The following is a 24,327-nucleotide window of genomic DNA, read 5'->3' on the forward strand; positions in this document are numbered from 1 at the left end:
CCCATCAGCAGGGGGGCGCCGACGGGTCCGCCTTGAGGGCGCGGAGATGGCTGTAGACGGCGCCCTGGTAGGCGTGGGTGTTGATGAAGGCGTCCGCCCCCTCCTGGCCGGCGATCCCCTGGACGAAGTCGGCGGAGATCGCGTACTGGGCGGCGGCCTCGATCGAGGGAATGGTTCCCTGAGGACCTCGTGTTCGGCGGACCGTACGCTAGCGGGCGTATGGACGGGGAGGAGGGGACGGGGGAGGCCGAGCGGGGGACCGGCGAGGTACCTCCGTGCGAATGGTCCGCTCGATGATCGAAACGAAAGCCGCAACGGCGCGGCGGGCCCCGTCTGGAGATCTTTAAAGGTCTGGGTTACGTCGGGGCGCCAACGCGGTCCGCGCCAGATCGCGTAGCCAGACGTGTGCGGGGTCGGTGTCATAGCGCTGATGCCATGACAGGTACACCGCGGCCGGAGGCAGGTCGACCGGCAGTGGGAGCAGGGTCAGACCCAGAACCGTGGCCGCTGCACGCGTCGTCGATTCGGGGGCTGTGACGAGGAGGTCGGAGCCGCGCACGAACTCGAACGCGGCCCCTTCGGTGGGCGCGGTCGCCACTACCCGTCGGGTGAGGCCGAGCCGCGCGAGAGCGTCGTCGAGGGCGTTGCCGAGCCTTCCGCGCCGCGAGACGGTGATGTGCTCGGCCGCGGCGTACCGCGCGGCGGTGACAGCCTTGACTCGGGTGAGCGGGTGCCCTCGCCGCACGACGATGACGTGCTGGGTCTCAGCCACCCGTTCGGCGCGAATGTCGGGTGCGGTCGGGCGGTTCGCGTTCGCCTCCAGGTCGATCTCGCCGCGACGCAGCTCGGGGGTGTCGGTGCTCGATTCCGCGATGAAGCGCAAACGCACGCCCGGCGCCTGCTTGCGTACGGCCGTGAGAAGCGCGGGGCCACTGAGGGCGACGAGTGCATCGTGCCAGCGGAGTGTGAAGGTGCGATCGAGCGTCGTGAGGTCGAGTTCGCGGCTGGGTGCCAGCACGCCCTGGACCTGCTGCAGCAGCTCGTGCACCTGTTCCCGGACGGAGATCGCGTACGGCGTCGGGGTCATCGTGCGCCCGGTACGCACCAGGATCTGATCCCCTGTCGTGCGCCGGATCCGGCCGAGGCTTCGACTCATCGCGGGGGCGGTGACGTGCAGGCGCTCGGCAGCTCCGGCCACGCTGCCTTCCTCCAGGAGCGCATCGAGGGCGGCGAGGAGGTTCAAATCCAGTTGCATGAGAGTCATCCTAGCCGTGCTTTACATGCACTTGCAGTTAATGATGGGCCCTCCTACCTTCGAGATGCGGGCACGAAAGAACCACGGTTTCGCCTGGTCCGCCTCGCCATCCCCCCTGCTCAGATGGGAGCACCGCCATGCCCGAGTCGATTCAGACCACCGGAATTGCCGCCACCGCCACCGCCGGCTCCGCGTCCGACGCCGACCTGCTCGCGCAGACCGCCGTCGCCGTACGCGCGGCGGCTTCGGCGCTGCGGGAGCGTTTCGGCGACGTGGTCCGCTACCAGACCCGCGAAGAGCTGATGCGCGCGCTCGCCGCCAACGACGACGTGGTCCTCGATGTCCTGCGCCCCCGCCTCACCCTCCTGCGCCCGGACGCCCGCGTGGTGGAGGACGAGCTCGCGGGCGGGGCCCTGCCTCCCGGCGAATGGTGGGTCCTGGATCCGGCCGAGGGCAACGTCAACCATCTGCACGCCCTGCCGGAGTGGGCGGTGACCGCCACTCTCGTGCGCGACAACCAGCCGGTGCTCACCGCGGTTCACCTGCCGTTGACCGGTGAGACCTACACCGCACTCGCCGGCGCCGGCGCCCACCTCGACGGCCGCCCGCTGCACGTGTCCCGGACGACGGACCTCGGCCTGAGCCTCGTCGCCACGAGCCAGGCCAGGCCGGACGAGGACGAGAAGGTCGTGCGGCGCATCGGCTCCTCGATCACCGCGATGCTCTTCGACGCGCTCGTGGTGCGGACATCCGTGCCCGCCACCTTGCACCTGCTGAACGTGGCCGCCGGCCGGATCGACGCGTTCTGGCAGTTCGCCGGCGCCCGCGCGGACCTGCTTCCCGGGGCGCTGCTCGTCACCGAGGCCGGCGGGCGGATATCCGACGCCGAGGGCCGCCCCTGGACCCCGGAGAGCGAGAGCTTCCTGGCCGCCGCGCCCGGCGTGCACACGGAAGCCGTCACCACTCTCTCCCGCTGACTCCCACGAGAACCACAAGCACCGGAAGGACCACATCAGCATGACCATGATCGCCGTTCTCGGAAAGGGCCGCGTCGGCGGCAGCCTCACCCTGGCCCTCACCCGCGCCGGGCACGAGGTGACCGTGGCGGACCGCTCACCAGGCTCTGCCGCCGACGCCGCCCGGACAGCGCGGATCATCATCAACGCCACGCCGGGCGCCGGCTCGCTGGAGCGGCTCATCGCGCTGCGCGAGGAACTGCAGGGCAAGATTCTCGTAGACGTCTCCAACGCCACGGTCGACGGACCGGACGGACTACCGGCCGAGCTGCTCTACCCCGGCTCGAGCCTCGCGGAGCAACTTCAAGAAGCTCTCCCCGACACGCGCGTCGTCAAGACGCTCAACACGATGCTCTACACGGTGATGACCGCGCCCGCCGCGCTCACCCAGACACCGACCGCCTTCCTCTCCGGCAAGGACCCGGGGGCCAAGCAGGTCGTACGCGGGCTTCTCGCCGACCTCAGCTGGCAGCAGGAGTGGATCACGGACCTCGGCGGGATCGAGACCGCGCGGGCCGCCGAGGCCGCGATCCTGTTCGTACCACACGTGATCCGATCCAGCGGATTCGCGCCCTTCGCAATCTCGATCACCCGCTGAAAGCCCGCCGCAGCTCTTCCTGAGGATGACCGTAAGAGGTGGCGAGCCGGAGTGCCCGAACGGCTGTCAGGGCGGTGGGGGTGTCAATTCAACGGCCCTGTCTCGCATTGGCGTTGCGCCAGCGCAAGTAGCCGTGCAGCCGACGGGTCTGGACAGTGTGGTTCGGGTGGTTGGGGTTGGCCAGTGTGCACCGCCCGAGCGGTCCGAAGTGCGCCTCGATCGGGTTGGCCCAGGAGGCGTTGGTCGGGGTGAAGTACAGCTTGACCTTGTTCTTCCGACCTGCACGGTCCGTCAATGTAGCCCCCTTCACTTGGACGGGCACCTTGCTCCCGCGGTGCGCAGAGTGCACGAACTGGCGAGTCACAGTGCGCGCATTGGTGCCCCCGGCCCCCAGCCCGAGCCTAAGGTGACCAACGAGCGATGCACCGAACTTCGTCGGGAAAGCGGTACTTTCGCGTCGGCACCACCGCGGGCAGGACCAGGCACAGTCTGGTGCCGAACTCATGGCACAGCCGCCGGGAGGACGGTCGATGACTGCCCCTTCACCCCGGCGCTCCATCGCCAAGTCACGATCTCAGGGGGAAACACTTATGCGTGGTCGCAGTCTCGGCATCCTCGCCGCAGCATGTGCACTCGCCGCATCCGTCGGGGTGTCCGCCCCGGCCTCGGCCGACGTCTCCCATCCCACCTGTCCCAGGGGTGCCTTCTGTGCGTACTCCGGAGACTGGGAGACCGGTCGGCTGCTCCTTGCAACCCAGGGCAACTGGTCCGGCACCATCCACAACGTCCAGTCCACCTTCAACAACGGTTACCCCGACCCCGGTGCCGACCACGTCCAGCTCGGCTACGAGGCGAACGGCATCAGCTACTCCATCTGCATCCATTACGCTCCCGGTAGCGGCCAGTACGAGCACCACTGGACCAACATCACCATCAAGTCCGTGAGGTGGCGCGGAGAGTGCTGATGCGGCCCACCGCCATCGCGTGACACAGAGAAAACGATGAGCTCGAGCTGGATCCGGAAGGCCAACTCTCGTGGGGAGTACGTATTCCTCCGCCAGTCCGGCCCTCGTCACGCCTGTCAAACCGGCGAACCTTCCCGGTCCACGCACTAGCCCTGCACGGTGAGCCGGGCCTGGTCGAAGCGTAGGGCGGCGAGGTCCTCGGGGCGAATGAGCCAGTAGAGAGTGCCCTGTTCGCCCCACACCATCTTGGCGTCTCCGTCGCTGTCGAACTGGGCGAGCAGTACCCAGCGCTCGGCTTCCTGGTCCCGGGGCTGGTCGCCCCACGCATGCATGCCGCCGAGCGTCGCGTTCGCGATGTCGTACTCCGCCGGCCCCTGAACGGGCACGGCGTGGCCGCTGACCTGGTGACCGATCCGGGTGCGCAGGCGACCGAAGGCACGGAGGAATGACTTGAGCTCAGCCGGGGTCTCACGAGGGTGAGGCCAGTGCCGGGTATCGCCGAGCAGGGCCTGCCGGACCTGGGGCAGCCACAGGTCTGGGGCGCTTTGCTCCGTGTCTGCGGACAACTCCACCTGTGAGAACGCTTCCAACTCCGGGGGCGCCTCTGTCGGGACGACGGGGGTGTTCTCCGGGACGTACAACACCTGAGCCCCCGCCCAGGTTTCGGGGTCGTCGGCCGAAACGAAGACGTCTTCGTCGACCTGACCGTCGAAAAAGAAGAAGAGCAGGATCCCCTCCTGCGGGAACTGCTCGGCAAGCCCTTCGCGGGGGAGTGCGGCACACCGCACCGAAGCGACGAAGGACAGTGGTCCGTGTCCGGGCCACTCCGGCCAGCCGACCCCTGCCGGAAGTTCCGGGTTCCCGCCGAGGGCAGCCACGGTCTGCTCGCCGTCCGCTGCCCGACGAAGGCGTATGCAAGGCCGCAGAAGCGCTGTCCAGCGCTGGGCAAGGTCGCCGGGAAGGTGCTCGGCGGCAAGCCGGGAGTATCGCTCATCAGTCATGCAGCGCATCATCTCTGCCGTCACTGACAACGCGGGGAGTCGACCTCACGCGGCACGCCACGGGTCGTGTCCAACGTGGGACTCCAAACCGAAACCGGTCCGCGACCCGAACAACAGGGCGACCTCCCCAGCACTGGCGCTACGCCTCTCACGCCCCAAACGTAGTGATCCATTTCGATACAGGCCGGCCCTTTGGAGCCTGGCGTTTCTACGGGACTATCCCACCCCTGCGCAGGCCCGTCGCGTCGGTCCCGAGCGGATGAAAGCGTTCACCGGTCGACACGGATACTCAGGACGCACCCGTCCAGACGTGCTCATGGAGCGTCTGCGCACCCACCTGCTGACCGCGGCCCCGGGCACGGTCGCGGGCGCGTAGCTGACCACCATGCTCTTCGCCGAGCAACTCGCTCTGCTCAACGAGCATGTCCGCATCCTCAACAAGAGGTATCGGCTGACCCGGCGTGGTGGCATGGGTTGCAGCATGGCTGTCGTCTGTCTGCACCCGCACGGGAACAGCCTGAACCTCACCCTGCTCTTCTCGGCGCGGGCCCCCGTTTCGTGGACGACAGGGGCCGGGCGACGGGGTGCGGCGGACGCCGGCCATCACGTCCCTGCAGGGCGGGGGGCGTCTGCGTCGAGCTGGCGCTCGGCGTGGTGCCAGGTCAGGCGAGTGTCAGGAAGAGCTTTTCCAGCTCTTCCTCGGACAGCGGCGGGGCGTCGGTGGAACCGTCTGCGGTGACGCATTCACGCAGGCCGCTGGCGATGATTTTGAATCCGGCGCGGTCGAGAGCGCGGGACACGGCAGCGAGCTGGGTGACGACGTCCTTGCAGTCGCGGCCTTCGTCGATCATGGCGATGACGCCGGCGAGCTGTCCCTGGGCCCGGCGCAGACGGTTGCGTACCTGGGTGACGGTGTCCTGGTCGCCGATCATGCCTGTGCTCCTTGTTCGATGCCGGCGGTCATCATACCCCGGTGGGTATGCCGGGCCTTGGTCCTCATCACCGGGCCCAGGTGGGTTCAGTCGTGCGCGAAGCTGATGTCGGGGAGGATCCGGCGCAGCCAGGCCGGGCTGCGCCAGGCGCTGTGTCCGGTGATCCGGAGCAGGACCGGCAGCAGCACCAGCCGGATCAGCAGTGCGTCGAGCAGGACGGCGATGCCGAGGATGATCCCCATTTCCTTGGGCGGCAGGGGGTCGGCCAGGGCGAAGGTGAAGAACACGGCCACCATGACGCCGGCGGCTGCGAGGATCACACGGCCCGAGTGGGCGAGGCCCTCGACATGCGCCGCACGCGCTGTGCCGGTCGTCTCGTAGTGCTCCTTGGCGGCCGAGAGCAGGAAGACGGTGTAGTCCATGGCGATGGCGAAGATCATCGCGAAGAAGAACACCGGTGCCCAGCCGTCGAGGAACCCCTGCGGGGTGAATCCGAGCAGACCGGCGCCGTGCCCGTCCTGGAAGATCAGCTTGGCGGTGCCGAACGCCGCGGTCGTGGACAGCAGGCTGACCACCGTGCCGAGCAGGGCGATCAGCGGTGCCTGCAGCGCGACGAGCAGGAGCAGGAAGCCCAGGGTCAGGATGACGCCGACGACCAGGGGGAGGTAGTCATCAAGCGCGGTCTGCAGGTCGAGGTTCTCCGCGGCGGCCCCGCCGACGAGCGCCCCGGAGGGCAGGTCGGTGCGGAGCTGGTCGAGGGTGTGTGCCAGGCGGGGGCTGGAGGGGTCGTCGGCGGGCATGACCTGGATCATGCTGTAGTCGCTGTAGTCGCTGTAGTCGCTGTAGTCGCTGTAGTCGCTGTGGTCGGCGGCGGGCTGCGCCGCCATCACCGCGGCCACGCTCGGAGTGTCCCGGGCCGTGCGCAGCACGGAGTCGGCGCTGTCGCTCGGGGTGACGATCTGCAGCATGCCCGGGGCACCCTTGCCCATCGCCTGCTGGACGGTCGCGTAGCCCTGGCGTACGGGTGCGTCCTCAGGGACGACCTGGATGGAGGGCATGCCTACCTTCAGCCCGAGGACCGGCACGCTCAGGAGCACCAGCACGGCCAAGGCGCCGGCGGCGAAGGGCCAGGGCCTGCGGTGGAGCAGCTCGCCCCAGCGGGCGAAGGCCGGGGAACGGTGCTCCTGCTTCCTGGACCACGGCAGGGAGGCCGCGTTCACGCGGTGTCCGAGCTTGGCCAGTACCACTGGCAGCAGGGTGAGGGTCGCGACCAGGACGAAGACCACCGCGAGCATGATGCCCACCGTCATCGTCCGTACCGCGGGCGCCGGTACGAGGAGTACCGCCGACAGGCTCACCAGCACGGTCAGCCCGGACAACAGGACCGCTTTGCCCGCGGTCTGCAAGGTCTCGGCGACGGCCGCCAGCGGGTCGCCGTGGCGGCGCAGGCCGGCGCGGAAGCGTACGACGAGGAACAGGGCGTAGTCGATGCCCAGGGCGAGGGCGAACATCATGGCGAAGTTCATCGCCCATACCGAGATGGGCGTGACCTCGTTCAGCAGGACCAGTCCGCCCGCCGAGGCGACCAGGCCGGCCAGGGTGAGGAGCAGCGGAAGGCCGGCGGCGACCAGGGAGCCGAACGCGAGGACCATGATGGCCAGCGTCACCGGCCAGGACAGCATCTCGGCTTTGATCATCGTGTCGTGGTTGGCCTCGTTGAAGTCGCTCCACAGCGCGGAGGCGCCGGTCGGGCTGACCTGGACGTCATCGGTGGACAGGCCGGTGAGACGGTCCTTGAGATCGTCCACCGCGCGGACCATCTCGTCGCTGTCGGCACCCGCCCCGCCGAGCACGATGGCGGTGTGGCCGTCCCGGCTGATCGTAGCCCCCGGCTGCGGCGGAACCACCGAGGCGATGCGGTCGTCCTGGTGGAGCATTCGGGTGACCTGGGTTGTCACCTCGCTCATGGCGGGGGCGTCGGCGGTGAATCATTCGGAGTGGACGACGACTTGCAGCGCGGTGGACCCCTGGCCGCCGAAGTGCTCGCGGGCCAGTTCACGCACCTTCACCGACTCGGAGCCATTGGCTTGCCAGCCGGCACCCGCCAGTGAGGAGAAAACGCTGGGTGCCAGGGAGCCCAGGGCGATGACGACGATGCCCCACGCCAAGAACACCCAGCGGGCACGGGTGGCCATCGCGACGCCCCAGCGGCCGAGCAAGCCGCCCGGGGGACGAGGGGGAGGAGACGTATGTCGGACGGTTTCGGGTGAGGTCACCATGACAGAGCTGTCAGCCTTTCATCGTTGCTGGCACGCCGAACACACTCGTCGGCGACGTGGTGGTTCCGTCTGTGCGCCGCTACCGGTACGGGCGGCAACGCCCGGCGAGGGGAACCGCAGGGCCGGAGGTCAAGAGCGGGGGCTGCGGCCCTTCCACGGCCACCACCGCACGGAGTGGGGCCGGGCTTCCCGCGGATGGCCGTCACACCACTGACCGGCCGGTACGGCTGCCTTGACCTGGGCCACGTGCATCCCGCATCCGGCCCATGTGGTCTTGCCACAGGTGCGGCACTTCTTCGCCTGACACATCAGAACTCACGCATCCCGCACCCGAGTTCCTCGTCCAACAGCGCCAGAGCAGCCTCCAGGCGCTCCGCGGCCTCCTGCGCGACGGCCGCCACACCCGGGGCGTCGGTGACTTCGGCCATGACAGCCGGATTGACCGCCTCGACCACGGTCACCGAGGGATCCGCAGCGTCCTGCCGTACCACCACGTTGCACGGCAGCAGCAGTCCGATCTGCCGGGTCGCCTCCAGCGCACGGTGGGCCAGAGGCGGATTGCACGCACCCAGAATCACGTACCGCTCCCACGCGACGCCGAGTTTCTCCCGCAGCGTTCCCTGTACGTCGATCTCGGTCAGCACCCCGAACCCGCACTCCGCCAAAGCGGCCCGAGTCCGCTCCATCACATCGTCGAACGGCTTGCCGGCGTATGAGCGCGACAGTCCCGGACTCGTCAACATCACTTTCTCCTTCATTGAATACCCCCAGGGGTATTGAACATACCACGGGGGGTATCGGATCGACCTCGGGTCCCGGCCCGGCGGCGGGCAGGGAGGCACTGATGAAGAGCGCGATCACCCCGATCGACCTGCTCTCCGGCGGCTTCCTCGCTTCTCGGGTACGGCCCAGTGGTGAGCGTTCTGTGAGAGCTCTGGAGGCGATCGCATCCGGGGGTCGCCGTTCTCGGAAGCCCTCTCAACATCGAGGTGTCGCGTGAGTGGGTTCTGACGGGCTGCAGAGGTGGAGGTGACGCCCCATCGCGCCGCAACGTGGTAGAACCCGGCGACTGTCCGAAGTGAGAAGCCCCCGCCAGGAGCCCGTGCCGGAACCTGAATGGGAAGACGGCGACGAAAGATGCGGGTGATGCCGTGCGCGTGACGCTGGACTCGCCGCCGCCGGCCGCACGCGCGCCGACTTCGACATCTGCCGGGGCGCCGAGGTGGCGTTCACCGAGGACGAGGACGCCCTGCACGCGATGGTGGCCGGCCGCAAGAAGGAGCTGGCGTTCAGCGTCGGCGGCATGGGCTCCGCGACGACGAGCGCGAGGCCGGGGTCGACATCGTCCGCTTCTATCCCGCCGGGGAGACGTTTGGTTTCGTCGGTGGAAGCGGGCAACGTTTGTCGACGGTTTCGGGTAACAGTTGGCGATCAGACAGCTCGAAAATGTCGATGAGAACTGACAACGCCGCGAGCTCTTCCCGGTGTCAGCGGGAAGCGCATACTGTGCGGTGTGGCGACTTACAACAGCATCGGTGCGACCTACGCTGACACCCGGCGACCGGACCCCCGAATCGCCGCCAGGATCCATCAAGCCCTCGATGGTGCCACCACTGTGATCAACGTAGGAGCCGGCACCGGCTCCTACGAACCGTCACACACGGTGCTGGCTGTTGAACCCAGCTCAGTGATGATCGCCCAGCGCCCAGCCGGATCCGCACCGGCCCTGGAAGCATCCGCGGAGTCAATCCCTCTCGCCGACGACTCGGCCGATGCGGCGATGGCCCTCCTGACCGTGCACCACTGGAGCGACCTGGAAGCCGGCATCGGCGAACTCCTCCGCATCGCCCGGCAACGGATCGTCGTCCTCACCTTCGACCCCGACATCAACCACAGGTTCTGGCTGCTGGAGGAGTACCTGCCCGAAGCAGCCGCGTTCGACAACACACGAGCCGTCACGGTCGACCGCTTGGCCAGGCTCCTGGGAGGCGCCCGCATCGAAACCGTCCCCATCCCGCACGACTGCACCGACGGATTCCTCGCCGCCTTCTGGCGCCGACCCGAGGCATACCTCGACCCGGAAGTGCGGGCCGGTATCTCGCTGTTCGCCCAAACCAGCGACGAAGTCCTCCAGCCGGGCTTGGCCCGGCTGTCAGACGACCTGTCCTCCGGCCGGTGGCACCAACGCCATGCCGACCTGCTCGACCGCGAAGCCCTCGATGCCGGCTACCGGCTTCTCGTGGCCGACCTGTAGAGCCAGGCGAGCCGTCTGACTGCACACTCAAGCCTGCGAGAAAGGGCCGGTCACGGCGGTGCGCCAGAAGTGATCAGCTCGCGGCGACGTCCTGCCCTCGGGCCGCCCTGGTGCTGGCGAGTCGGTAGGATTCGGTGCCGGTCTCGATGATGTTCCCGCCGAAGGTGAGACGGTCGACGATGGCCGCGCAGAGCCGCGGATCCGTGAACGTCCTGGTCCAGCCGCCGAAAGACTCGTTGGAGGCGATGGCGACGCTGTTCTTTTCCTCGCGTTCGGTGAGCACCTGGAACAGCAGCTCAGCGCCCCTGCGGTCCAGCTCCATGTAGCCGAGTTCGTCTATGCAGAGGAGATCGACGCGTCCGTAGCGGGCGATGGTCTTGGTCAGGACCTTCTCGTCCGCCGCCTCGACCAACTCGTTGACCAGCTTGGTGGCAAGTGTGTAGCGGACCCGGAAGCCGGCCATGGCGGCCTCGGTGCCGAGCGCGATCAACAGGTGGGACTTGCCGGTGCCCGAGTCGCCGATCAGGCAGAGCGGCAGGCCCTTCTTGACCCACTCGCAGGTCGCCAGAGTGTGAATGACGGCTGCGTCGACGTTCCCGTTGGCCTCGAAGTCGAAGGCCCGCAGCGACTTCTCCCGCGGGAACTGCGCCGCCTTGATGCGCCGTTCGGAGCGGCGGCGGGCCCGGTCGTCGCACTCGGCCATCAGCAGTTCGGCGAGGAAGCCGCGATAGGACATCTGGTCGCGGGCGGCGGCTTCGGCCAGGTCGGGGAACTGGGCCCGGATAGTGGGCAGCCGCAGCATGCGGCATGCCTGGTCGACGGCGGCGGTCGCGGCCTGTTCGGTCAGCCCACGGTGGCGTTTGAGTGTCACGGCATCTCTCCCTGGATGGCGGGGCGGTCGGCCGGCTGCCGGGCTCGCAGCAGCTGGTCGTAGGCCGCGACCGAGGGCAGCGGCCGGGTGTCGGGCGGCAGCTGGGCCAGCCGCCGTTCGGTCAGCGAGGTCACGTTCGTCCGTTCCGGCTCCGCAAGGACAACCGGAGCCGCGACCTCGTCGGCTTCGGCAGCCTTCCGTGCCTCCAGGGCGACGGCGTCCGCGGTCAGCGCGCCGGCCCTGAGCGCGGAGGCAAGCCCGGCGACCAGGTGCTCATGGGGAACGTGGCGGCCCATCAGCAGGACCTCGACCAGGGCCCGGGTGCCGTCCCGCTCGCCGTGTGAAGCCTTCGCCGCCTCCCACCAGGCGTCATGGACGGGCGTGAACTTCCCTGCGGAACGCGCCTGTTCGAGGGCGGTGGCCCCGGGAAACGCTCCGGGCTTGCGGACCAGGGCTTCCAGGTAGTGGTCCAGATCCAGCCGGGCCTTCCCCTTGGCGATCAGCCGTTCATGACGGGCGACCTCCCGCTGGCCGTCGTAGACCACCAGCTCGGACGCGTGCAGTATCGCTCTCACCGTCCGCCCGATCAGCCGCACCGGCACGGAGTAGCGATTGGTGCGGACACTGACTTGGCTGGAGCGATCCACCCGCAGGCTGAACAGCCGTCCCGTCTCAAAGGGTTCGTCCGGTAACGGCTGCAGCAGCGGCTGTTCGACGGCGAAGTACTCGCTCACCGGCCGTGGCCGGGAGCCGATCCGGCGCCGTTCGTCCTCCTCGTCCCACTGCTCGATCATCGCGTTGAGCTCGGCGAGGGAGGCGACCTCGGGGACGGGGACCATGTGATTGCGGCGGAACCAGCCGATCTGCCCCTCCACCCCACCCTTTTCGTGTGCGCCTTCGAGTCCCGGGCGGCAGTACATGCTTTCGATGCCGTAGTGCGACCGGAACGCGGTCCACCGGTCGTTCTCCACGCGGGAGCGCGAGCTCAGCACCCGGGAGACCGCGGCCTTCAGGTTGATGCCCCTATGGATGTCAACTCACGGCTCCAGCCGGGCCCCGTGGGCAACAGCCGTTCTGATGGGGATGATCAGCCGGTAGATCTCGCGCGCGACGTACCGCTTCAGGCAACGGATGATCTCTCGGCGCGTTTTGCCCTCGGCCAGCCGTGGCCGTAGGTAGTCCTGGGAGCGGTCGTCCCAGCGCAGGCGGCTGAGGACGATTCGGTAGAGGGCGGCGTTGGCCTGGCGATCGCCTCCGCGGTTGAGGCGACGTCTCTGGGTCTTGCCGGAGGACGCCTCGACAGGGCTGGTGCCGCATAGGGCGGCGAAGGCCGCCTCGTTGATGAGGCGCTCGGGGTTGTCGCCGGCCGAGATCAGGAGGGCGGCGGCGCTGTCCGGGCCGACGCCGGCCACGTCGAGCAGGCCGGGAACGCTGGCCTCGACACCCTCGGCTATGCGCTTGTTCAGATCGTCGATCTCCACGGTCAGGTGCTGGATCCGGCGAGCCAGGAGTTTCAGAACATGCCTGGCGGTGCCCGGCGGCCCTGCGGTCCATGGGAGTTATGACGTAAGTCGGCCCTTGCGCTGGGCCGGCCGAGGGGAAGGCGCCTGGCGGGCAAAAGCCCAGCTCAGGCGCCTTTTTTCGTGCCTCTAGAAGAAGCCCAGCTTCTTCGGTGAGTACGACACCAGGAGGTTCTTCGTCTGCTGATAGTGCTCCAGCATCATCTTGTGCGTCTCCCGGCCGATCCCCGACTGCTTGTAGCCGCCGAAGGCGGCATGTGCCGGGTAGGCGTGGTAGCAGTTGGTCCAGACGCGGCCGGCCTGGATGGAGCGGCCCGCTCGGTAGGCGGTGTTGATGTCGCGGGTCCAGACGCCCGCGCCGAGGCCGTACGACGTGTCGTTGGCGATCTTGATGGCGTCGTCGAAGTCGTCGAAGGAGGTCACGGAGACCACCGGCCCGAAGATCTCCTCCTGGAAGATCCGCATGCGGTTGTCGCCCTCGAAGATGGTCGGCTGGACGTAGTAGCCGCCTTTCAACTCTCCGTCGTAGTCGAGGCGTTCACCGCCGGTGAGGACCTTGGCGCCTTCCTTGCGGCCGATGTCGAGGTAGGAGAGGATCTTCGCGAGCTGCTCGCCGGAGGCCTGCGCGCCGATCATCGTGTCGGTGTCGAGGGGGTGGCCGGGCTTGATCAGTTCGGTGCGGGCGACGGCCGCCTGGAGGAAGTCGCCGTAGTTGCCTCGCTGGATCAGGCCTCGGGACGGGCAGGTGCACACCTCGCCCTGGTTGAGGGCGAACATGGTGAAGCCCTCGAGCGCCTTGTCGCGCAGGTCGTCGTCCTTCTCCCACACGTCGTCGAAGAAGATGTTCGGCGACTTGCCGCCGAGCTCCAGCGTGACCGGCTTGAGGTTCTCCGCGGCGTACTGCATGATCAACCGCCCGGTCGACGTCTCGCCGGTGAAGGCGACCTTCGCCACCCGCGGGCTGGAGGCGAGCGGTTTGCCGGCCTCCGGGCCGAAGCCGTTGACGATGTTCACCACGCCCGGCGGAAGCAGGTCCGCGACCAGGCTCATCCAGTAGTGGATGGACACCGGCGTCTGCTCGGCGGGCTTGAGGACGACCGCGTTGCCCGCCGCGATCGCCGGGGCGAGCTTCCACGTCGCCATCAGGATGGGGAAGTTCCACGGGATGATCTGCGCGACCACGCCGAGCGGCTCGTGGAAGTGGTACGCCACCGTGTCGTCGTCGACCTCGCCCAGCGAGCCCTCCTGCGCGCGGATCGCGCCCGCGAAGTACCGGAAGTGGTCGATGGCGAGCGGGATGTCGGCCGCCAGCGTCTCCCGGACCGGCTTGCCGTTCTCCCAGCTTTCGGCGACCGCCAGTGCCTCCAGGTTCGCCTCCATGCGGTCGGCGATCTTGAGAAGGACGTCCGAGCGTTCGGAGGCGGACTTGCGGCCCCAGCCGGGCGCCGCCGCGTGCGCCGCGTCGAGCGCAGCCTCCACGTCCTCCGCCGTGCCGCGCGCGACCTCGGTGAAGGGCTGCCCGTTCACCGGGCTCGGGTTCTCGAAGTACTGTCCGCGGGCCGGAGGCACGTACTCGCCGCCGATGAAGTGGTCATAGCGCGCCTGGTAGGAGACGATCGCGCCCTCGGTGCCGGGCGCCGCGTAACGTGTCATGCCGGTCTGCCTCCTTCAGCAGCGCTGCCCGCCGTTGGGCAGCTCTCGGCGGCGAGGCTAGGGAAGCGGACGTTGCGACCACGTTGCGCCGCCGTCAGGGCGGCCAGGGGGCCGCCAGCTCGGACTCCAGGGCGGCCAGCCGGGACCGTACCGTCGCCGTCGGCCGCGCCGCCGCCAACGCACGCCACACCTCGACGTCGTCCTCACCCCACGGCGCGTGCGCCCAGTCCGCCAGCAGGTCGGGGTCGCGTCGGGCTAACAGCGCGGCCCGCAGCCCGTCGGTGAGGCGGTCGCGGATCCGAGCCACGGCCGGTGCCCGCGAGGCGGGCAGCAGAGGACCGGCGTACGCCGCCGCGGCCGCCGTCACCGCCCCGGCCGCCAGACGCCGCTCCACGACAGTCAGGTCCGACTCGACCGGCACGGTGAGCCGGTACGGCCGCGAGGCCAGCAGCCCCGGACCCAGGACCCCGCGCAGGCGGGCCAGTTCGGCGCGCAGGGTCACCGGCGTCACCGACTCGTCCTCGTACAACGCGCACAGCAACTCGTCACCGGTCAGCCCCTCCGGATGGCGGGACAGCAGCACCACGATCTCGCTGTGCCTGCGGCTGAGCCGGATCTTGTGGCCGCCGAAGAGAAGCAGCGCCTCGTCGCGTCCGAGCACCGTCAGCTCGGGCGCGTCGACGGCGGGCGGCTCCGGGGCGAGCAGCGCGAGGTGAGCCTCCGCGGCGCGCGCCACGGCCTGGACGAAGCCCAGGCTGTGCGGGTGCGCCAGACCGTCTCCGCCGGTGACGTCGACGGCGCCGAGCACTCGCCCCGTTCGCGGATCGTGCACCGGCGCCGCCGCGCACGTCCAGGGCTGCACCCGGCGGATGAAGTGCTCGGCGGTGAACACCTGCACCGGGCGGCCGACGGCGACCGCCGTACCCGGAGCGTTCGTCCCGACCGCGGACTCCGCCCACCGCGCGCCCGGGACGAAGTTCATCCGCCCCGCCTGCCGCCGTGTCGCGGGGTGGCCCTCCACCCACAGCAGTCGGCCGTGCGCGTCGCACACCGCGAGCAGATGCGCGCCGTCGGAGGCGAACGTGCCCATGAGTTCCCGGAACAACGGCATCACCCGCGCCAGCGGATGCTCGGCGCGCACGGCGTCGAGGTCACCGTCCGCGATCTCCACGCTCGCGGTGCCGTCCGGCCCGACGCCGGCCCGCGCGGAACGCCGCCACGAGGCGGCCACCACCGAACGCACCGGCCGCGGAACGGTGCCCACCTCGGTGAACGTCTCGTGCGCGCGACGCAGGGCCCGCGTACGTTCGACGGGGTCGGCCCCGGGGTCCAGGGCCACCCAGGGATCGGTCAACTCGGCCTCCTGGAGCGATACGGATGGGGACATCGTCACGCCGGGTGCCCGTGCCGACAACCGTTTCGGCCGGTGTCCCCGATTCCGGGTACGGTCAGGCGAAGTTGACCATCCTCAGATAGCGCACCCAGTCCCAGAGCGGCCCGGGGTCGGTGTGATCGGTCCCCGGCACCTCGACGTGGCCGATGATGTGCTCCCTGTCCTTGGGGATGCCGTATCTGTCGCAGACCCACGCCGTGAGTCTCGCCGACTCCTCGTACATGACGTCGGTGAAGTACGCCGGCTGGTCCACCCACCCCTCGTGCTCGATGCCGACGCTGCGTGTGTTGTAGTCCCAGTTCCCCGCGTGCCAGGCGACGTCGGCCTCCCGCACGCACTGCGCCACGTGCCCGTCGGCGGACCCGACCACGTAGTGCGCGGACACCTTCTTCTGGGGGTCCTGGAAGATGGACAGGGCCGTGGCGTAGGTGGTCTGCGTGACGTGGATGACGACGCGGTCCACGGAGTACTCCGTGGGGCGGTCCGACAGCGTGTAGTTGAGGGGGGTCGCGGGCTGCCACTCGGCGAGCGGGTAGTCGACCGCCGCCCGTGCGTCGGCCCGGGTGCCGTTGAGCAGCGTGTACGGCACGGCGGCGAGTGCCGCGCCCTTCAGGAGCCGTCGCCTGCTGGGGAGCGGCCTGGCTCGTTCCATGGAGGGTCCCTTCGGTGCTGGGGTGAGGCGGGGGTGGAGGTCACGCACGGCGAGGGGAGTCGGGATATCCGGGACCGGACGGTCGACATGCTGGGGTCGCTCATCACATGGGCTCCGTTCTGCGCACAGCGGGTGCGTCTCGTGTGCATCACGGTACGGCGCTCCCCGATCACGCAGACGGGAGCGGCGCGTTTCCGTGGACAGCCACGGGCTTGTGGACAACTTGCCCACCCGAATGGGTGACTCCGTTTTCCTTGCCGTCTTTTGACGGCTGGTCAGGACCGGTCCGCCGCGACCGCCGCCACCGCCGCCGGATCGTCCAGCACGGCCCGCACGACCGAGTGCGCGGCCCCCAGGAGCGGCCCCTCGGAGCCCAGTCGCGACACCGAGACCGGGCAGGCCGGCCCCGCCGTCCGCCGCGCCAGTTCGTCGCGCAGGGCCGGCAGCAGCCATGGCGCGAGTCCGGCCAGTGCACCGCCGAGCACAACGCTCTCGGGGTCCAGCAGGTTCACCGCCCCGGTCAGTGCGATGCCGAGCGCCGTCCCGGCCTCGTGCAGAGCGCGCCGTACGTCCTCGTCGCCGTCGGTGGCGCGTCCCGCCAGCAGTCCGACGCGGTCCTCGCCCAACTCCAGACCGGCGGCGCGCAGCACCGCCTCCTCACCGGCGTACTGCTCCAGGCAGCCGCGCCCGCCGCACGCGCACTCCGGCCCGTCCGGCCGCACCGGCACATGCCCCAACTCGCCCGCGAATCCCCGGGTTCCGCGCAGCAGCGCACCGTCCACGACCATCGCCGCACCGATACCGATCTCGGCCGACACATGAAGGAAGTCCCGTGGGGTGTCCTCGCCGAGCCAGAGTTCGGCGAGCCCGCCGAAGTTGGCCTCGTTGTCCACCGTCAGCGGAAACTCCACGGGCAACAGGGCGCCGAGGTCGGTGTCGTGCCAGTCGAGGTTCGGGGCGCGTACGACGGTCCGGGCGTCGCGCGCCACCAGACCCGGCACGGCCACGGCGATCCCGGCCGGCCACAACTTCTCCCGCTCCGCCTCGGCGACGACCCGGCGCACCAGGTCGGTGAGCTCCCCGATCACCGGTTCCGGGGTGCGGCCGCGGTTGGTGCCGTGCCGCACGGCACGTGCCCGCACCTCCCCGCGCAGGTCGACCGCGCAGACCGCGAGGTGGTCGACGCCGACCTCGGCGCCGATCCCGGCGGGACCGTGCCCGCTGACAGCCAGGGCCGAGCCCGGGCGGCCCACTCTTCCGGGCCGTGCCGCTCCCGGGCGGCCCACCCTGTCGGGCCGCTCGGGGCCCAGTTCCTCCAGGAGGCCGGAGCGTATGAGCTCGTCGACGAGGGTGGAGACCGCTGCCCGGGTCAGCCCGATGTGGGAGGCCACCGCGGCACGGGAGAGCGGCCCCTCGGCGCTGACGGCGTGCATCACCCTCGCCAGGTTGCGGCGGCGCATGCCCTGCTGGGTGTCGGGCAGCGCGCGTCCGTGACCGGCCGAGTTGTTCTCGTGCAGCGGTGCGGTCATGCCTGTCGAGTCCTCAGTGGGCGTCCGTGCTCCGCTCCAGCAGCGGGGCCGCGTCGGAGAGTACCCCGGCGATCCTGGCCAACGTCTCCTCGTCCCGTTCCACGGCGTCCAGGACCGGTCCCCGGGCGGTGTTCCAGCGACGGGCGACGGCGGCCGGATCCTCGCCGGTCAGCAGGCCGGCGGCCTGGGCCGCGGCGCCCAGCGCGACCAGCTCCTTGGCCTCCGGGACCTGGACGGGGCGCCCCGACAGCCGCCGTACGGTCTGCTGCCAGGCCGTGCCGCGGGCGCCGCCGCCGATCAGCAGCAGCGGGGCCGAGCGGTCCGCGTCCTCGTCGAGGACCAGGTCCAGCGCGCCGAGCAGCGAGTGGACGGCACCGTCGTAGGCGGCCTGCAGGAGCTGGCCCGCGGAGGTGTCGTGGCGCAGGCCGTGCAGGAGTCCCGAGGCGCTCGGCAGGTTCGGGGTGCGTTCGCCGTCGAGGTACGGCAACAGGGTGACACCGGCGGTCGGCTCCACGGCCTCGCGGTCCAGGCCCAGCAGGGTGGCGACGCGGTCCACGGCGAGCGTGCAGTTCAGGGTGCAGGCCAGCGGCAGCCAGTCCCCGCAGGCGTCCGCGAAGCCCGCCACGGTGCCGGTCGGGTCGGCGGGGCGCCGCTGGGAGACGGCGTACACCGTGCCCGACGTGCCCAGGCTCAGTACGGGCGTACCGGGACGCAGCCCCAGGCCCAGCGCGGCCGCGGCGTTGTCGCCGGTGCCGGGGGCCACCAGGGTGCCCTTGGCGAACGGCAGGTCGTGGCTGTCGCGGACGGTGCCCGCCACCTCGCCGGGCCGCACCACGCGGGGCAGCAGCGCCGGATCGAGCCCTACATGGGTGAGGATCTCGGCGTCGTACGACTCCGTCCCGGACGCCCACCAGCCCGTCCCCGAGGCGTCGCCGCGGTCGGTCGTGCCCTGACCGGTGAGGCGCTCGGTCAGGTAGTCGTGGGGGAGGCGCACGGCCTTCGTCGCGCGGACCGCCTCCGGCTCGTGCTCGGCCAGCCAGGCCCACTTCGTGACCGTGAAGGACGCGCCGGGCACACTGCCCGTGCGTTCGGCCCAGGCCTTCGGGCCTCCCAGCTCCTCGATCAGCCGACGTGCCTGCGGCGCCGAGCGCACGTCGTTCCACAACAACGCGGGGCGCACGGGCTCGCCCCGCTCGTCGAGGGTGACGAGACCGTGCTGCTGCCCGCCGATCGACACCGCGGCGGCCTCGTGCGCCGCGTCACCACACTGGCGCAGCGCCTCGCACAGGGCCTCCCACCACTGGCGCGGGTCGCTCTCCCGGCCGGCCCCGGAGGACACGGTGTGCGAGGCCTGACCGCTCGCGACGACCTGCCCGGTGGCCGCGTCGACGACGAGCACCTTGGTGGACTGGGTGGACGAGTCCACGCCGACGACGAGCGGACCCTCGGCTGCTGACATCGGGCTCTCCCTTTTTCCGCGGCTCCGCAGGCTCTGACCTGCTTGTTCTTCGTCCGTCCCGGGTCGCTGCGACACGGAACCCACCCCTCGGGGACATCTTGTCCCTTCCCAGAGCTGCGTCGGCATACTAATTTGTAAACGGCCATGACGAAATAGTCAGCAGCAAGGAGCCGCGGCATGAGCTACCAGCCCACCCCCGAGCACAGGTTCACCTTCGGCCTGTGGACCGTCGGCTGGCAGGGAAGGGACCCGTTCGGCGACGCCACCCGCCGCGCCCTCGACCCGGTCGAGACGGTGCAGCGCCTGGCCGAGCTCGGCGCGTACGGGGTGACCTTCCACGACGACGACCTGATCCCCTTCGGCTCCTCGGACTCCGAGCGCGAGTCGCACATCAAGCGCTTCCGCCAGGCGCTCGACGCGACCGGCATGACGGTCCCGATGGCCACCACCAACCTGTTCACGCACCCCGTCTTCAAGGACGGCGCGTTCACCGCCAACGACCGCGACGTGCGCCGCTACGCCCTGCGCAAGACGATCCGCAACATCGACCTCGCGGTCGAGCTGGGCGCCAAGACGTACGTCGCCTGGGGCGGCCGCGAGGGCGCGGAGTCCGGCGCCGCCAAGGACGTGCGCGTCGCGCTCGACCGCATGAAGGAGGCCTTCGACCTCCTCGGCGAGTACGTCACCTCCCAGGGCTACGACCTGCGCTTCGCCATCGAGCCCAAGCCGAACGAGCCGCGCGGTGACATCCTCCTGCCCACCGTCGGCCACGCGCTCGCGTTCATCGAGCGCCTGGAGCGCCCCGAGCTCTACGGCGTCAACCCCGAGGTGGGCCACGAGCAGATGGCCGGGCTCAACTTCCCGCACGGCATCGCGCAGGCCCTGTGGGCGGGCAAGCTCTTCCACATCGACCTCAACGGTCAGTCCGGCATCAAGTACGACCAGGACCTGCGCTTCGGCGCCGGTGACCTGCGCTCGGCATTCTGGCTGGTCGACCTGCTGGAGAGCGCCGGGTACGACGGCCCGCGCCACTTCGACTTCAAGCCGCCGCGGACCGAGGACCTCGACGGTGTGTGGGCGTCGGCCGCGGGCTGCATGCGCAACTACCTCATCCTGAAGGAGCGGGCGGCGGCGTTCCGCGCCGACCCGGAGGTCCAGGAGGCCCTGCGTGCCTCCCGCCTGGACGAGCTGGCACAGGCCACCGCGGCGGACGGCCTGCAGGCACTGCTCGCCGACCGCACGGCCTTCGAGGAGTTCGACGCGGAGGCGGCCGCCGCGCGCGGGATGGCCTTCGAGCAGCTCGACCAGCTGGCCATGGACCACCTCCTGGGCGCGCGCGGCTGAACGCACACGCGCGTGGCCCGCTGCGCGCGTGGACTGCGGTGACCGGCCCCCGCGTGGAATGCTCCGGAATCGTGCGATCCATGGCATGAGTCCGTACCAACTCCCGCGCGGGGGTCGCCCCGTGACCGGTTCGAGGCAGACTCTGGGTGGTATGGCCATGCCGCCCGTACCACCCCAGCCGCCCGGACCGCCGGGTGACATGCCGCCTCCGGGCGACTTCGGACCGCCCACCCTGGGCTACGACTCCGGTGGCGGTCCGCGAAGGCGCCCGAACCCCCTCTTCGTCCTGCTGACGGTCCTGGTGGCGGTCGCAGCCGTCGCCGCCGTGGTGTTGATGGTGTCCGACGGCGACTCCCCGGACGGCAAACCGTCCGGAGGCAGCGGCACCAGCCCCAGCGGCTCGGCCGATCCCTCGTTCAGCATCCCCACCGAGTTGCCCAGCAGGTTCCCGAGCCGGATTCCCTCCCTGCCGTCGCAGTTCCCCAGCGAACTGCCGAGTGGGGTGCCGAGCGATCTGGAGTCACTGTTGCCGTCGTTGGGCGACCTCCTGCCTGACTGATCGTTGCAGACCGAGGGCTCCGCGCAGTTCGAGGGCACGCGCGTGTGTCGCGTGCCGGCTGTGCGTGCTGTGCCCGCTGTGCGTGCTGTGCCCGCTGTGAAATTGGATCTGGCCGCACCGGCCGACAGCCCGTGGGCGGCTCTGCTCGGCACGCAGCCTGACCTGCCCTGGGTACCGCAGGCCTCAGCGCACGACCGTTCGCGCGATCGTCGCTTGGCCGCCGACCCGGATTCGGTGCTCCACGCCGTCGTGGTGAACGGTTGCTGTGATGGTCGACGGGCAGCCGAGGTGGTCGCCCATGTCGACGATGAGGCGGTCCGTACCGGATCCGGCCGCGTGCGCGGCCAGGCAGGCCGTGCTGTTGGCGTTGGCGATGTCCTCGGGGACTCCGATCGACGGCGCGAACATCCGGGCTGCTGCCCGGCCGTGCCGGTCCGGGAGCGAGTAGGCGTAGCAGCCCAGCAGACCGTGGCGGTCGCAGGCGGCGCGCAGCAGGGTGAAGTCCGGAGTGAGTTCGGCCAGCACGGCGCGGGACCAGACGGGCAGCAGAAGCCTCGGCCGCCCGTTCGACGCCACGCAGGCGTCCCCGGCGACTGCGTCCTCGGGCAGTCCGAGGCCGTGTGCGATCGCCTCCAGTTCGGGCCCTTGGGCGTCGCTCAGGCTGACCGGGCCTGGATCGAACGATGCTGTCAGGCTGTCACCGTTTCGGGTGGCCCGGCCGTCGAAACTGCGGTGGGTCGTCCGCAGGACGGCGCAGTAGTCGTCGCCGCCTTCACGTTCGGCGAGCAGCGCGAGGGCGGCGACGGTGCCGTGGCCGCAGGCGGGCAGTTCGCCTGCGGCGGTGAAGAACCGGAGGGTGTACGACGGATGGGCGCGCTCGGTTCCGGTTGCGCGGAGGAAGACGGCATGCGACGTTCCCAACTCCGTGGGAACACGGCATCGTTCCTCGTCGGTCAGCGGCGCGTCGTCAAGAATGGCGGTCGGGCTGCCACCCCTGCGCTGTCGCTGACACGCGTCGACGATCGCTACCTCGGGCATGGCACCGGGCCGGTGGTCAGCAGCATCGTCAGGTCGAGTGCGGGCGCGCTGTGTGTCAACGCTCCGACCGAGATGAGGTCGACGCCCGTTTCGGCGATGGCGCGGACACTGTCCAGGCGGACGGTGCCCGAGGCCTCCAGCAGGATCCGGGGAGCGTCGGCCCGTCCGGCCCGGATCTTCACCACCTGCTCGATGTCGGCCAACGGCATGTTGTCGAGCATGATCCAGCGAGCCCCGGCATCGAGCGCCTCAGCGGCTTCTGCCACGGTCTGCACCTCGACATCGACCTCCACCGTCTGCCCGGTACGCGCCATCCCGCGGCGAACCGCCTCGATCGCTGCGGTCACCCCGCCCGCCGCGGCGATGTGGTTCTCCTTGAGCAGGACCATCGCCGCGAGGTCGAGCCGGTGGTTGCGGCCACCGCCGACGGTCACCGCGTACTTGTCGAGGGCACGCAGTCCCGGTGCCGTCTTGCGGGTGTCCAGAATGCGGGTCTTGGTCGCGGCCACGGCCTGGACGTAGCGGTCGGTCAGTGTCGCGATGCCGCACAGGCGCTGCAGGAAGTTCAGCGCCGTGCGCTCGCCGGTGATCAGGCTGCGCGCCGGACCGGACAGGCGCATCAGGACGTCGCCCTCGGTCAGCCGGGCGCCGTCGGTGACGCTGGTCTCGATCTCAACCTCGGGATCGACCTGCGCGAAGACCTCGGCGACCACGGGGAGGCCGGCGGCAATGCCGCTCTGCCGGGTGCGGACTTCGGCCGTGGCCGCCAGGTCTTCGGGAACACTCCACGCGGTGGTGATGTCTCTCCCCGAGGCGTCCTCGGCCAGGGCGGCGGCGACGGCGGCCCGTCCCGCAGCCGAGGGAAACTGTGTCGTGGTCATCTGCTCTCCATCTCCGAGGGGGCGACGGTGATTGTGGGATTCCGCAGCGCACGGTGCGGGGCGACGCGGGTGGGTGGTTGCCACGACAGCCCCCTTCGTTTCGTTTTCCGAAGCGATCGTCGATGGTAGCGTTTCGGAATCCGAAGCATCAATCTTGGAGGCTGGACTCCACGCCATGCCAACCCCAAAACCCGGCAAGCCAGTTCGTGGTTCGACCACCGGTCGCCCCCTCATGGCCGCACTCGACCTGTTCGGACGACGGTGGAGCCTGCGCATCATTTGGGAGCTGCGCGGGGGCCCCCTTGGGTTCCGCCCCCTGCAGAAGCAGTGCGACGACATGTCCTCCAGCGTGATGCGGCAGCGCCTCACCGAACTGCTGGATGCCCACGTGGTTCACCAACTACCCGACAGCCGGTACGAGCTCACTCCACTGGGGCGGGATGCCTGCCTCGCGCTCGGCCCCCTCGTCCAGTGGTCGGAGCGCTGGGCGGCGATGCTCGACCCGCAACCGGCGCACCGCAACGAGCGGCCCGCCGACGGCACTTCGTATCCCGACGCCGGGGACGACAGGACGCCCGAGAGGGGTTCTGCCGGTTGACGCCCGCGCGGCCTGGGTTGACGGCACGCTCGGAACCTCCGCCGGCACCTAGGTCCTCGCCAAGCTGGGTGAGGTGATAGGCGTCGCCGTGCAGAGTGGGCACGCGGGCGCCGGTCAGCTCGCCCAACCGGGTGCTGAGCGCGCTCGATGACATGCGTTCACAACGGCGCTGCAACTCCCGGAAGCCTGCCGGGGCTTGGCTCGGTTCTCACAGGATGCGCAGCGTCCAGCGCCGCCCGAGCAGATCGAGTGCAGCCATGACCGGGCGGCGCCCTGAATCCGACCCTCGTACAGGCCGGACTGAGCCAGGAACAGCTCCAGGCCACCACCGACATCGACGAACCATCAGCTACCTGGCCAACGGGCCCCTCCTGGAGGAAGAGCCCTGGGGTGCCCCGTTCCCGGCGCAGTGAGCCCTTTCCAACTTCACGCTGAGCTGGCCAGATGTGGAGCGAGGACGGCTTGGGCGGGACATCGTTCACGACTTCATCCAGACAGGGATGCCTGGTGAACTGAGCAATTGGTACGAG

The 24,327-nt window shown here is 69.9% G+C and carries 24 protein-coding genes and 2 pseudogenes; 8 read left to right on the forward strand and 18 right to left on the reverse strand.

The window, feature by feature from the left end:
• Window positions 1–343: 343 nt before the first annotated feature.
• Window positions 344–1,255: a LysR family transcriptional regulator gene (locus ACGFNV_RS40440; protein ID WP_393629851.1), complete on the reverse strand. Its 912-nt coding sequence runs from the start codon at window positions 1,253–1,255 to the stop codon at window positions 344–346.
• A 137-nt stretch (window positions 1,256–1,392) separates the two neighbouring features.
• On the opposite strand from ACGFNV_RS40440, the gene ACGFNV_RS40445 reads away from it, so the two are divergent.
• Both ACGFNV_RS40445 and ACGFNV_RS40450 read left to right on the forward strand, forming a co-directional pair.
• A complete protein-coding gene (locus tag ACGFNV_RS40445; protein WP_393629852.1) occupies window positions 1,393–2,232 on the forward strand; it encodes an inositol monophosphatase family protein in 840 nt (279 codons plus the stop codon).
• Between the two features lie 40 nt (window positions 2,233–2,272).
• Window positions 2,273–2,869: an NADPH-dependent F420 reductase gene (locus ACGFNV_RS40450; RefSeq protein ID WP_393629853.1), complete on the forward strand. Its 597-nt coding sequence runs from the start codon at window positions 2,273–2,275 to the stop codon at window positions 2,867–2,869.
• 88 nt (window positions 2,870–2,957) lie between these two features.
• Here ACGFNV_RS40450 and ACGFNV_RS40455 read toward each other — a convergent pair.
• Window positions 2,958–3,155 (reverse strand): annotated as a pseudogene (locus tag ACGFNV_RS40455) (IS630 family transposase); the annotation flags it as partial.
• A 304-nt stretch (window positions 3,156–3,459) separates the two neighbouring features.
• Between ACGFNV_RS40455 and ACGFNV_RS40460 the strand changes: the two are divergent.
• Entirely contained in the window at window positions 3,460–3,834 is a 375-nt protein-coding gene (locus tag ACGFNV_RS40460) for a hypothetical protein (protein WP_393629855.1), read from the forward strand.
• Between the two features lie 146 nt (window positions 3,835–3,980).
• On the opposite strand, the gene ACGFNV_RS40465 is transcribed toward ACGFNV_RS40460, so the two are convergent.
• From ACGFNV_RS40465 to ACGFNV_RS40490, 6 genes are all read right to left on the reverse strand, one after another.
• Window positions 3,981–4,835, reverse strand: coding sequence for a YwqG family protein (locus tag ACGFNV_RS40465; protein WP_393629856.1), 855 nt, complete (start codon window positions 4,833–4,835; stop codon window positions 3,981–3,983).
• A 289-nt stretch (window positions 4,836–5,124) separates the two neighbouring features.
• Window positions 5,125–5,343 (reverse strand): hypothetical protein, encoded by a 219-nt coding sequence (locus ACGFNV_RS40470; RefSeq protein WP_393629858.1) that lies wholly within the window; start codon window positions 5,341–5,343, stop codon window positions 5,125–5,127.
• Between the two features lie 154 nt (window positions 5,344–5,497).
• Window positions 5,498–5,767 (reverse strand): metal-sensitive transcriptional regulator, encoded by a 270-nt coding sequence (locus tag ACGFNV_RS40475; RefSeq protein WP_393629859.1) that lies wholly within the window; start codon window positions 5,765–5,767, stop codon window positions 5,498–5,500.
• 86 nt (window positions 5,768–5,853) lie between these two features.
• Entirely contained in the window at window positions 5,854–7,734 is a 1,881-nt protein-coding gene (locus tag ACGFNV_RS40480; RefSeq protein WP_393629861.1) for an MMPL family transporter, read from the reverse strand.
• 21 nt (window positions 7,735–7,755) lie between these two features.
• Window positions 7,756–7,962, reverse strand: coding sequence for a hypothetical protein (locus ACGFNV_RS40485; RefSeq protein WP_393629863.1), 207 nt, complete (start codon window positions 7,960–7,962; stop codon window positions 7,756–7,758).
• Between the two features lie 392 nt (window positions 7,963–8,354).
• On the reverse strand, window positions 8,355–8,789 hold the full coding sequence (locus tag ACGFNV_RS40490) for a DUF302 domain-containing protein (RefSeq protein WP_393629864.1): 435 nt from the start codon (window positions 8,787–8,789) through the stop codon (window positions 8,355–8,357).
• Window positions 8,790–9,205: 416 nt separating this feature from the next.
• On the opposite strand from ACGFNV_RS40490, the pseudogene ACGFNV_RS40495 reads away from it, so the two are divergent.
• Window positions 9,206–9,370 (forward strand): annotated as a pseudogene (locus ACGFNV_RS40495) (F420-dependent methylene-tetrahydromethanopterin reductase); the annotation flags it as partial.
• A 291-nt stretch (window positions 9,371–9,661) separates the two neighbouring features.
• The gene (locus ACGFNV_RS40500; protein WP_391223251.1) at window positions 9,662–10,300 is read left to right on the forward strand and encodes a methyltransferase domain-containing protein; all 639 of its coding nucleotides are present in this window, start codon (window positions 9,662–9,664) and stop codon (window positions 10,298–10,300) included.
• Window positions 10,301–10,373: 73 nt separating this feature from the next.
• Here the strand turns inward: ACGFNV_RS40500 and istB are convergent, their stop codons facing one another.
• The 8 genes from istB to xylB form a co-directional block, all read right to left on the reverse strand.
• Entirely contained in the window at window positions 10,374–11,171 is a 798-nt protein-coding gene (gene istB / locus ACGFNV_RS40505) for an IS21-like element helper ATPase IstB (RefSeq protein ID WP_393629866.1), read from the reverse strand.
• On the reverse strand, window positions 11,168–12,163 hold the full coding sequence (locus ACGFNV_RS40510; RefSeq protein ID WP_393629868.1) for a hypothetical protein: 996 nt from the start codon (window positions 12,161–12,163) through the stop codon (window positions 11,168–11,170). The genes istB and ACGFNV_RS40510 overlap by 4 nt, the downstream gene beginning before the upstream one ends.
• A gap of 45 nt (window positions 12,164–12,208) precedes the next feature.
• Window positions 12,209–12,652, reverse strand: a complete 444-nt coding sequence (locus tag ACGFNV_RS40515; RefSeq protein WP_393629870.1) for a transposase — start codon at window positions 12,650–12,652, stop codon at window positions 12,209–12,211.
• A gap of 168 nt (window positions 12,653–12,820) precedes the next feature.
• On the reverse strand, window positions 12,821–14,344 hold the full coding sequence (locus ACGFNV_RS40520) for an aldehyde dehydrogenase family protein (protein ID WP_393629872.1): 1,524 nt from the start codon (window positions 14,342–14,344) through the stop codon (window positions 12,821–12,823).
• A gap of 94 nt (window positions 14,345–14,438) precedes the next feature.
• Window positions 14,439–15,731 carry a GAF domain-containing protein gene (locus ACGFNV_RS40525; RefSeq protein WP_393629874.1) on the reverse strand — a complete coding sequence of 431 codons (1,293 nt, stop codon included), beginning with the start codon at window positions 15,729–15,731 and terminating at the stop codon, window positions 14,439–14,441.
• A 61-nt stretch (window positions 15,732–15,792) separates the two neighbouring features.
• A complete protein-coding gene (locus ACGFNV_RS40530; protein ID WP_393629876.1) occupies window positions 15,793–16,389 on the reverse strand; it encodes an N-acetylmuramoyl-L-alanine amidase in 597 nt (198 codons plus the stop codon).
• A gap of 275 nt (window positions 16,390–16,664) precedes the next feature.
• A complete protein-coding gene (locus ACGFNV_RS40535; protein WP_393629877.1) occupies window positions 16,665–17,918 on the reverse strand; it encodes an ROK family protein in 1,254 nt (417 codons plus the stop codon).
• A 13-nt stretch (window positions 17,919–17,931) separates the two neighbouring features.
• Window positions 17,932–19,377 (reverse strand): xylulokinase, encoded by a 1,446-nt coding sequence (xylB, locus tag ACGFNV_RS40540; RefSeq protein WP_393629879.1) that lies wholly within the window; start codon window positions 19,375–19,377, stop codon window positions 17,932–17,934.
• 177 nt (window positions 19,378–19,554) lie between these two features.
• Here xylB and xylA point away from each other — a divergent pair, with 177 nt between their 5' ends.
• Window positions 19,555–20,721 (forward strand): xylose isomerase, encoded by a 1,167-nt coding sequence (gene xylA / locus ACGFNV_RS40545; RefSeq protein WP_393629881.1) that lies wholly within the window; start codon window positions 19,555–19,557, stop codon window positions 20,719–20,721.
• A gap of 151 nt (window positions 20,722–20,872) precedes the next feature.
• Entirely contained in the window at window positions 20,873–21,280 is a 408-nt protein-coding gene (locus tag ACGFNV_RS40550) for a hypothetical protein (RefSeq protein WP_393629883.1), read from the forward strand.
• A gap of 183 nt (window positions 21,281–21,463) precedes the next feature.
• Here the strand turns inward: ACGFNV_RS40550 and ACGFNV_RS40555 are convergent, their stop codons facing one another.
• The gene (locus tag ACGFNV_RS40555; protein ID WP_393629885.1) at window positions 21,464–22,318 is read right to left on the reverse strand and encodes a PhzF family phenazine biosynthesis protein; all 855 of its coding nucleotides are present in this window, start codon (window positions 22,316–22,318) and stop codon (window positions 21,464–21,466) included.
• Complete coding sequence (nadC, locus tag ACGFNV_RS40560; protein WP_393629886.1) at window positions 22,306–23,199, reverse strand: carboxylating nicotinate-nucleotide diphosphorylase; 894 nt, start codon at window positions 23,197–23,199, stop codon at window positions 22,306–22,308. Before nadC ends, ACGFNV_RS40555 begins: the two co-directional genes overlap by 13 nt.
• 232 nt (window positions 23,200–23,431) lie before the next feature.
• Here nadC and ACGFNV_RS40565 point away from each other — a divergent pair, with 232 nt between their 5' ends.
• On the forward strand, window positions 23,432–23,797 hold the full coding sequence (locus ACGFNV_RS40565) for a winged helix-turn-helix transcriptional regulator (protein ID WP_393629888.1): 366 nt from the start codon (window positions 23,432–23,434) through the stop codon (window positions 23,795–23,797).
• Window positions 23,798–24,327 lie beyond the last annotated feature (530 nt).

Origin of the sequence: Streptomyces sp. NPDC048751, from assembly GCF_043198595.1 — a bacterium.
Lineage (GTDB): Bacteria > Actinomycetota > Actinomycetes > Streptomycetales > Streptomycetaceae > Streptomyces.

Coding starts and splice junctions, on each gene's coding strand:
- ACGFNV_RS40490 (WP_393629864.1), bottom strand. CDS start 8,789: ATGTTGACGAGTCCGGGACTGTCGCGCTCATACGCCGGCAAGCCGTTC.
- ACGFNV_RS40520 (WP_393629872.1), bottom strand. CDS start 14,344: ATGACACGTTACGCGGCGCCCGGCACCGAGGGCGCGATCGTCTCCTAC.
- ACGFNV_RS40480 (WP_393629861.1), bottom strand. CDS start 7,734: ATGAGCGAGGTGACAACCCAGGTCACCCGAATGCTCCACCAGGACGAC.
- ACGFNV_RS40565 (WP_393629888.1), top strand. CDS start 23,432: ATGGCCGCACTCGACCTGTTCGGACGACGGTGGAGCCTGCGCATCATT.
- ACGFNV_RS40555 (WP_393629885.1), bottom strand. CDS start 22,318: ATGCCCGAGGTAGCGATCGTCGACGCGTGTCAGCGACAGCGCAGGGGT.
- nadC (WP_393629886.1), bottom strand. CDS start 23,199: ATGACCACGACACAGTTTCCCTCGGCTGCGGGACGGGCCGCCGTCGCC.
- ACGFNV_RS40530 (WP_393629876.1), bottom strand. CDS start 16,389: ATGGAACGAGCCAGGCCGCTCCCCAGCAGGCGACGGCTCCTGAAGGGC.
- xylB (WP_393629879.1), bottom strand. CDS start 19,377: ATGTCAGCAGCCGAGGGTCCGCTCGTCGTCGGCGTGGACTCGTCCACC.
- ACGFNV_RS40535 (WP_393629877.1), bottom strand. CDS start 17,918: ATGACCGCACCGCTGCACGAGAACAACTCGGCCGGTCACGGACGCGCG.
- ACGFNV_RS40450 (WP_393629853.1), top strand. CDS start 2,273: ATGACCATGATCGCCGTTCTCGGAAAGGGCCGCGTCGGCGGCAGCCTC.
- ACGFNV_RS40485 (WP_393629863.1), bottom strand. CDS start 7,962: ATGGCCACCCGTGCCCGCTGGGTGTTCTTGGCGTGGGGCATCGTCGTC.
- ACGFNV_RS40475 (WP_393629859.1), bottom strand. CDS start 5,767: ATGATCGGCGACCAGGACACCGTCACCCAGGTACGCAACCGTCTGCGC.
- ACGFNV_RS40460 (WP_393629855.1), top strand. CDS start 3,460: ATGCGTGGTCGCAGTCTCGGCATCCTCGCCGCAGCATGTGCACTCGCC.
- ACGFNV_RS40525 (WP_393629874.1), bottom strand. CDS start 15,731: ATGTCCCCATCCGTATCGCTCCAGGAGGCCGAGTTGACCGATCCCTGG.
- ACGFNV_RS40445 (WP_393629852.1), top strand. CDS start 1,393: ATGCCCGAGTCGATTCAGACCACCGGAATTGCCGCCACCGCCACCGCC.
- ACGFNV_RS40440 (WP_393629851.1), bottom strand. CDS start 1,255: ATGCAACTGGATTTGAACCTCCTCGCCGCCCTCGATGCGCTCCTGGAG.
- xylA (WP_393629881.1), top strand. CDS start 19,555: ATGAGCTACCAGCCCACCCCCGAGCACAGGTTCACCTTCGGCCTGTGG.
- ACGFNV_RS40550 (WP_393629883.1), top strand. CDS start 20,873: ATGGCCATGCCGCCCGTACCACCCCAGCCGCCCGGACCGCCGGGTGAC.
- ACGFNV_RS40465 (WP_393629856.1), bottom strand. CDS start 4,835: ATGACTGATGAGCGATACTCCCGGCTTGCCGCCGAGCACCTTCCCGGC.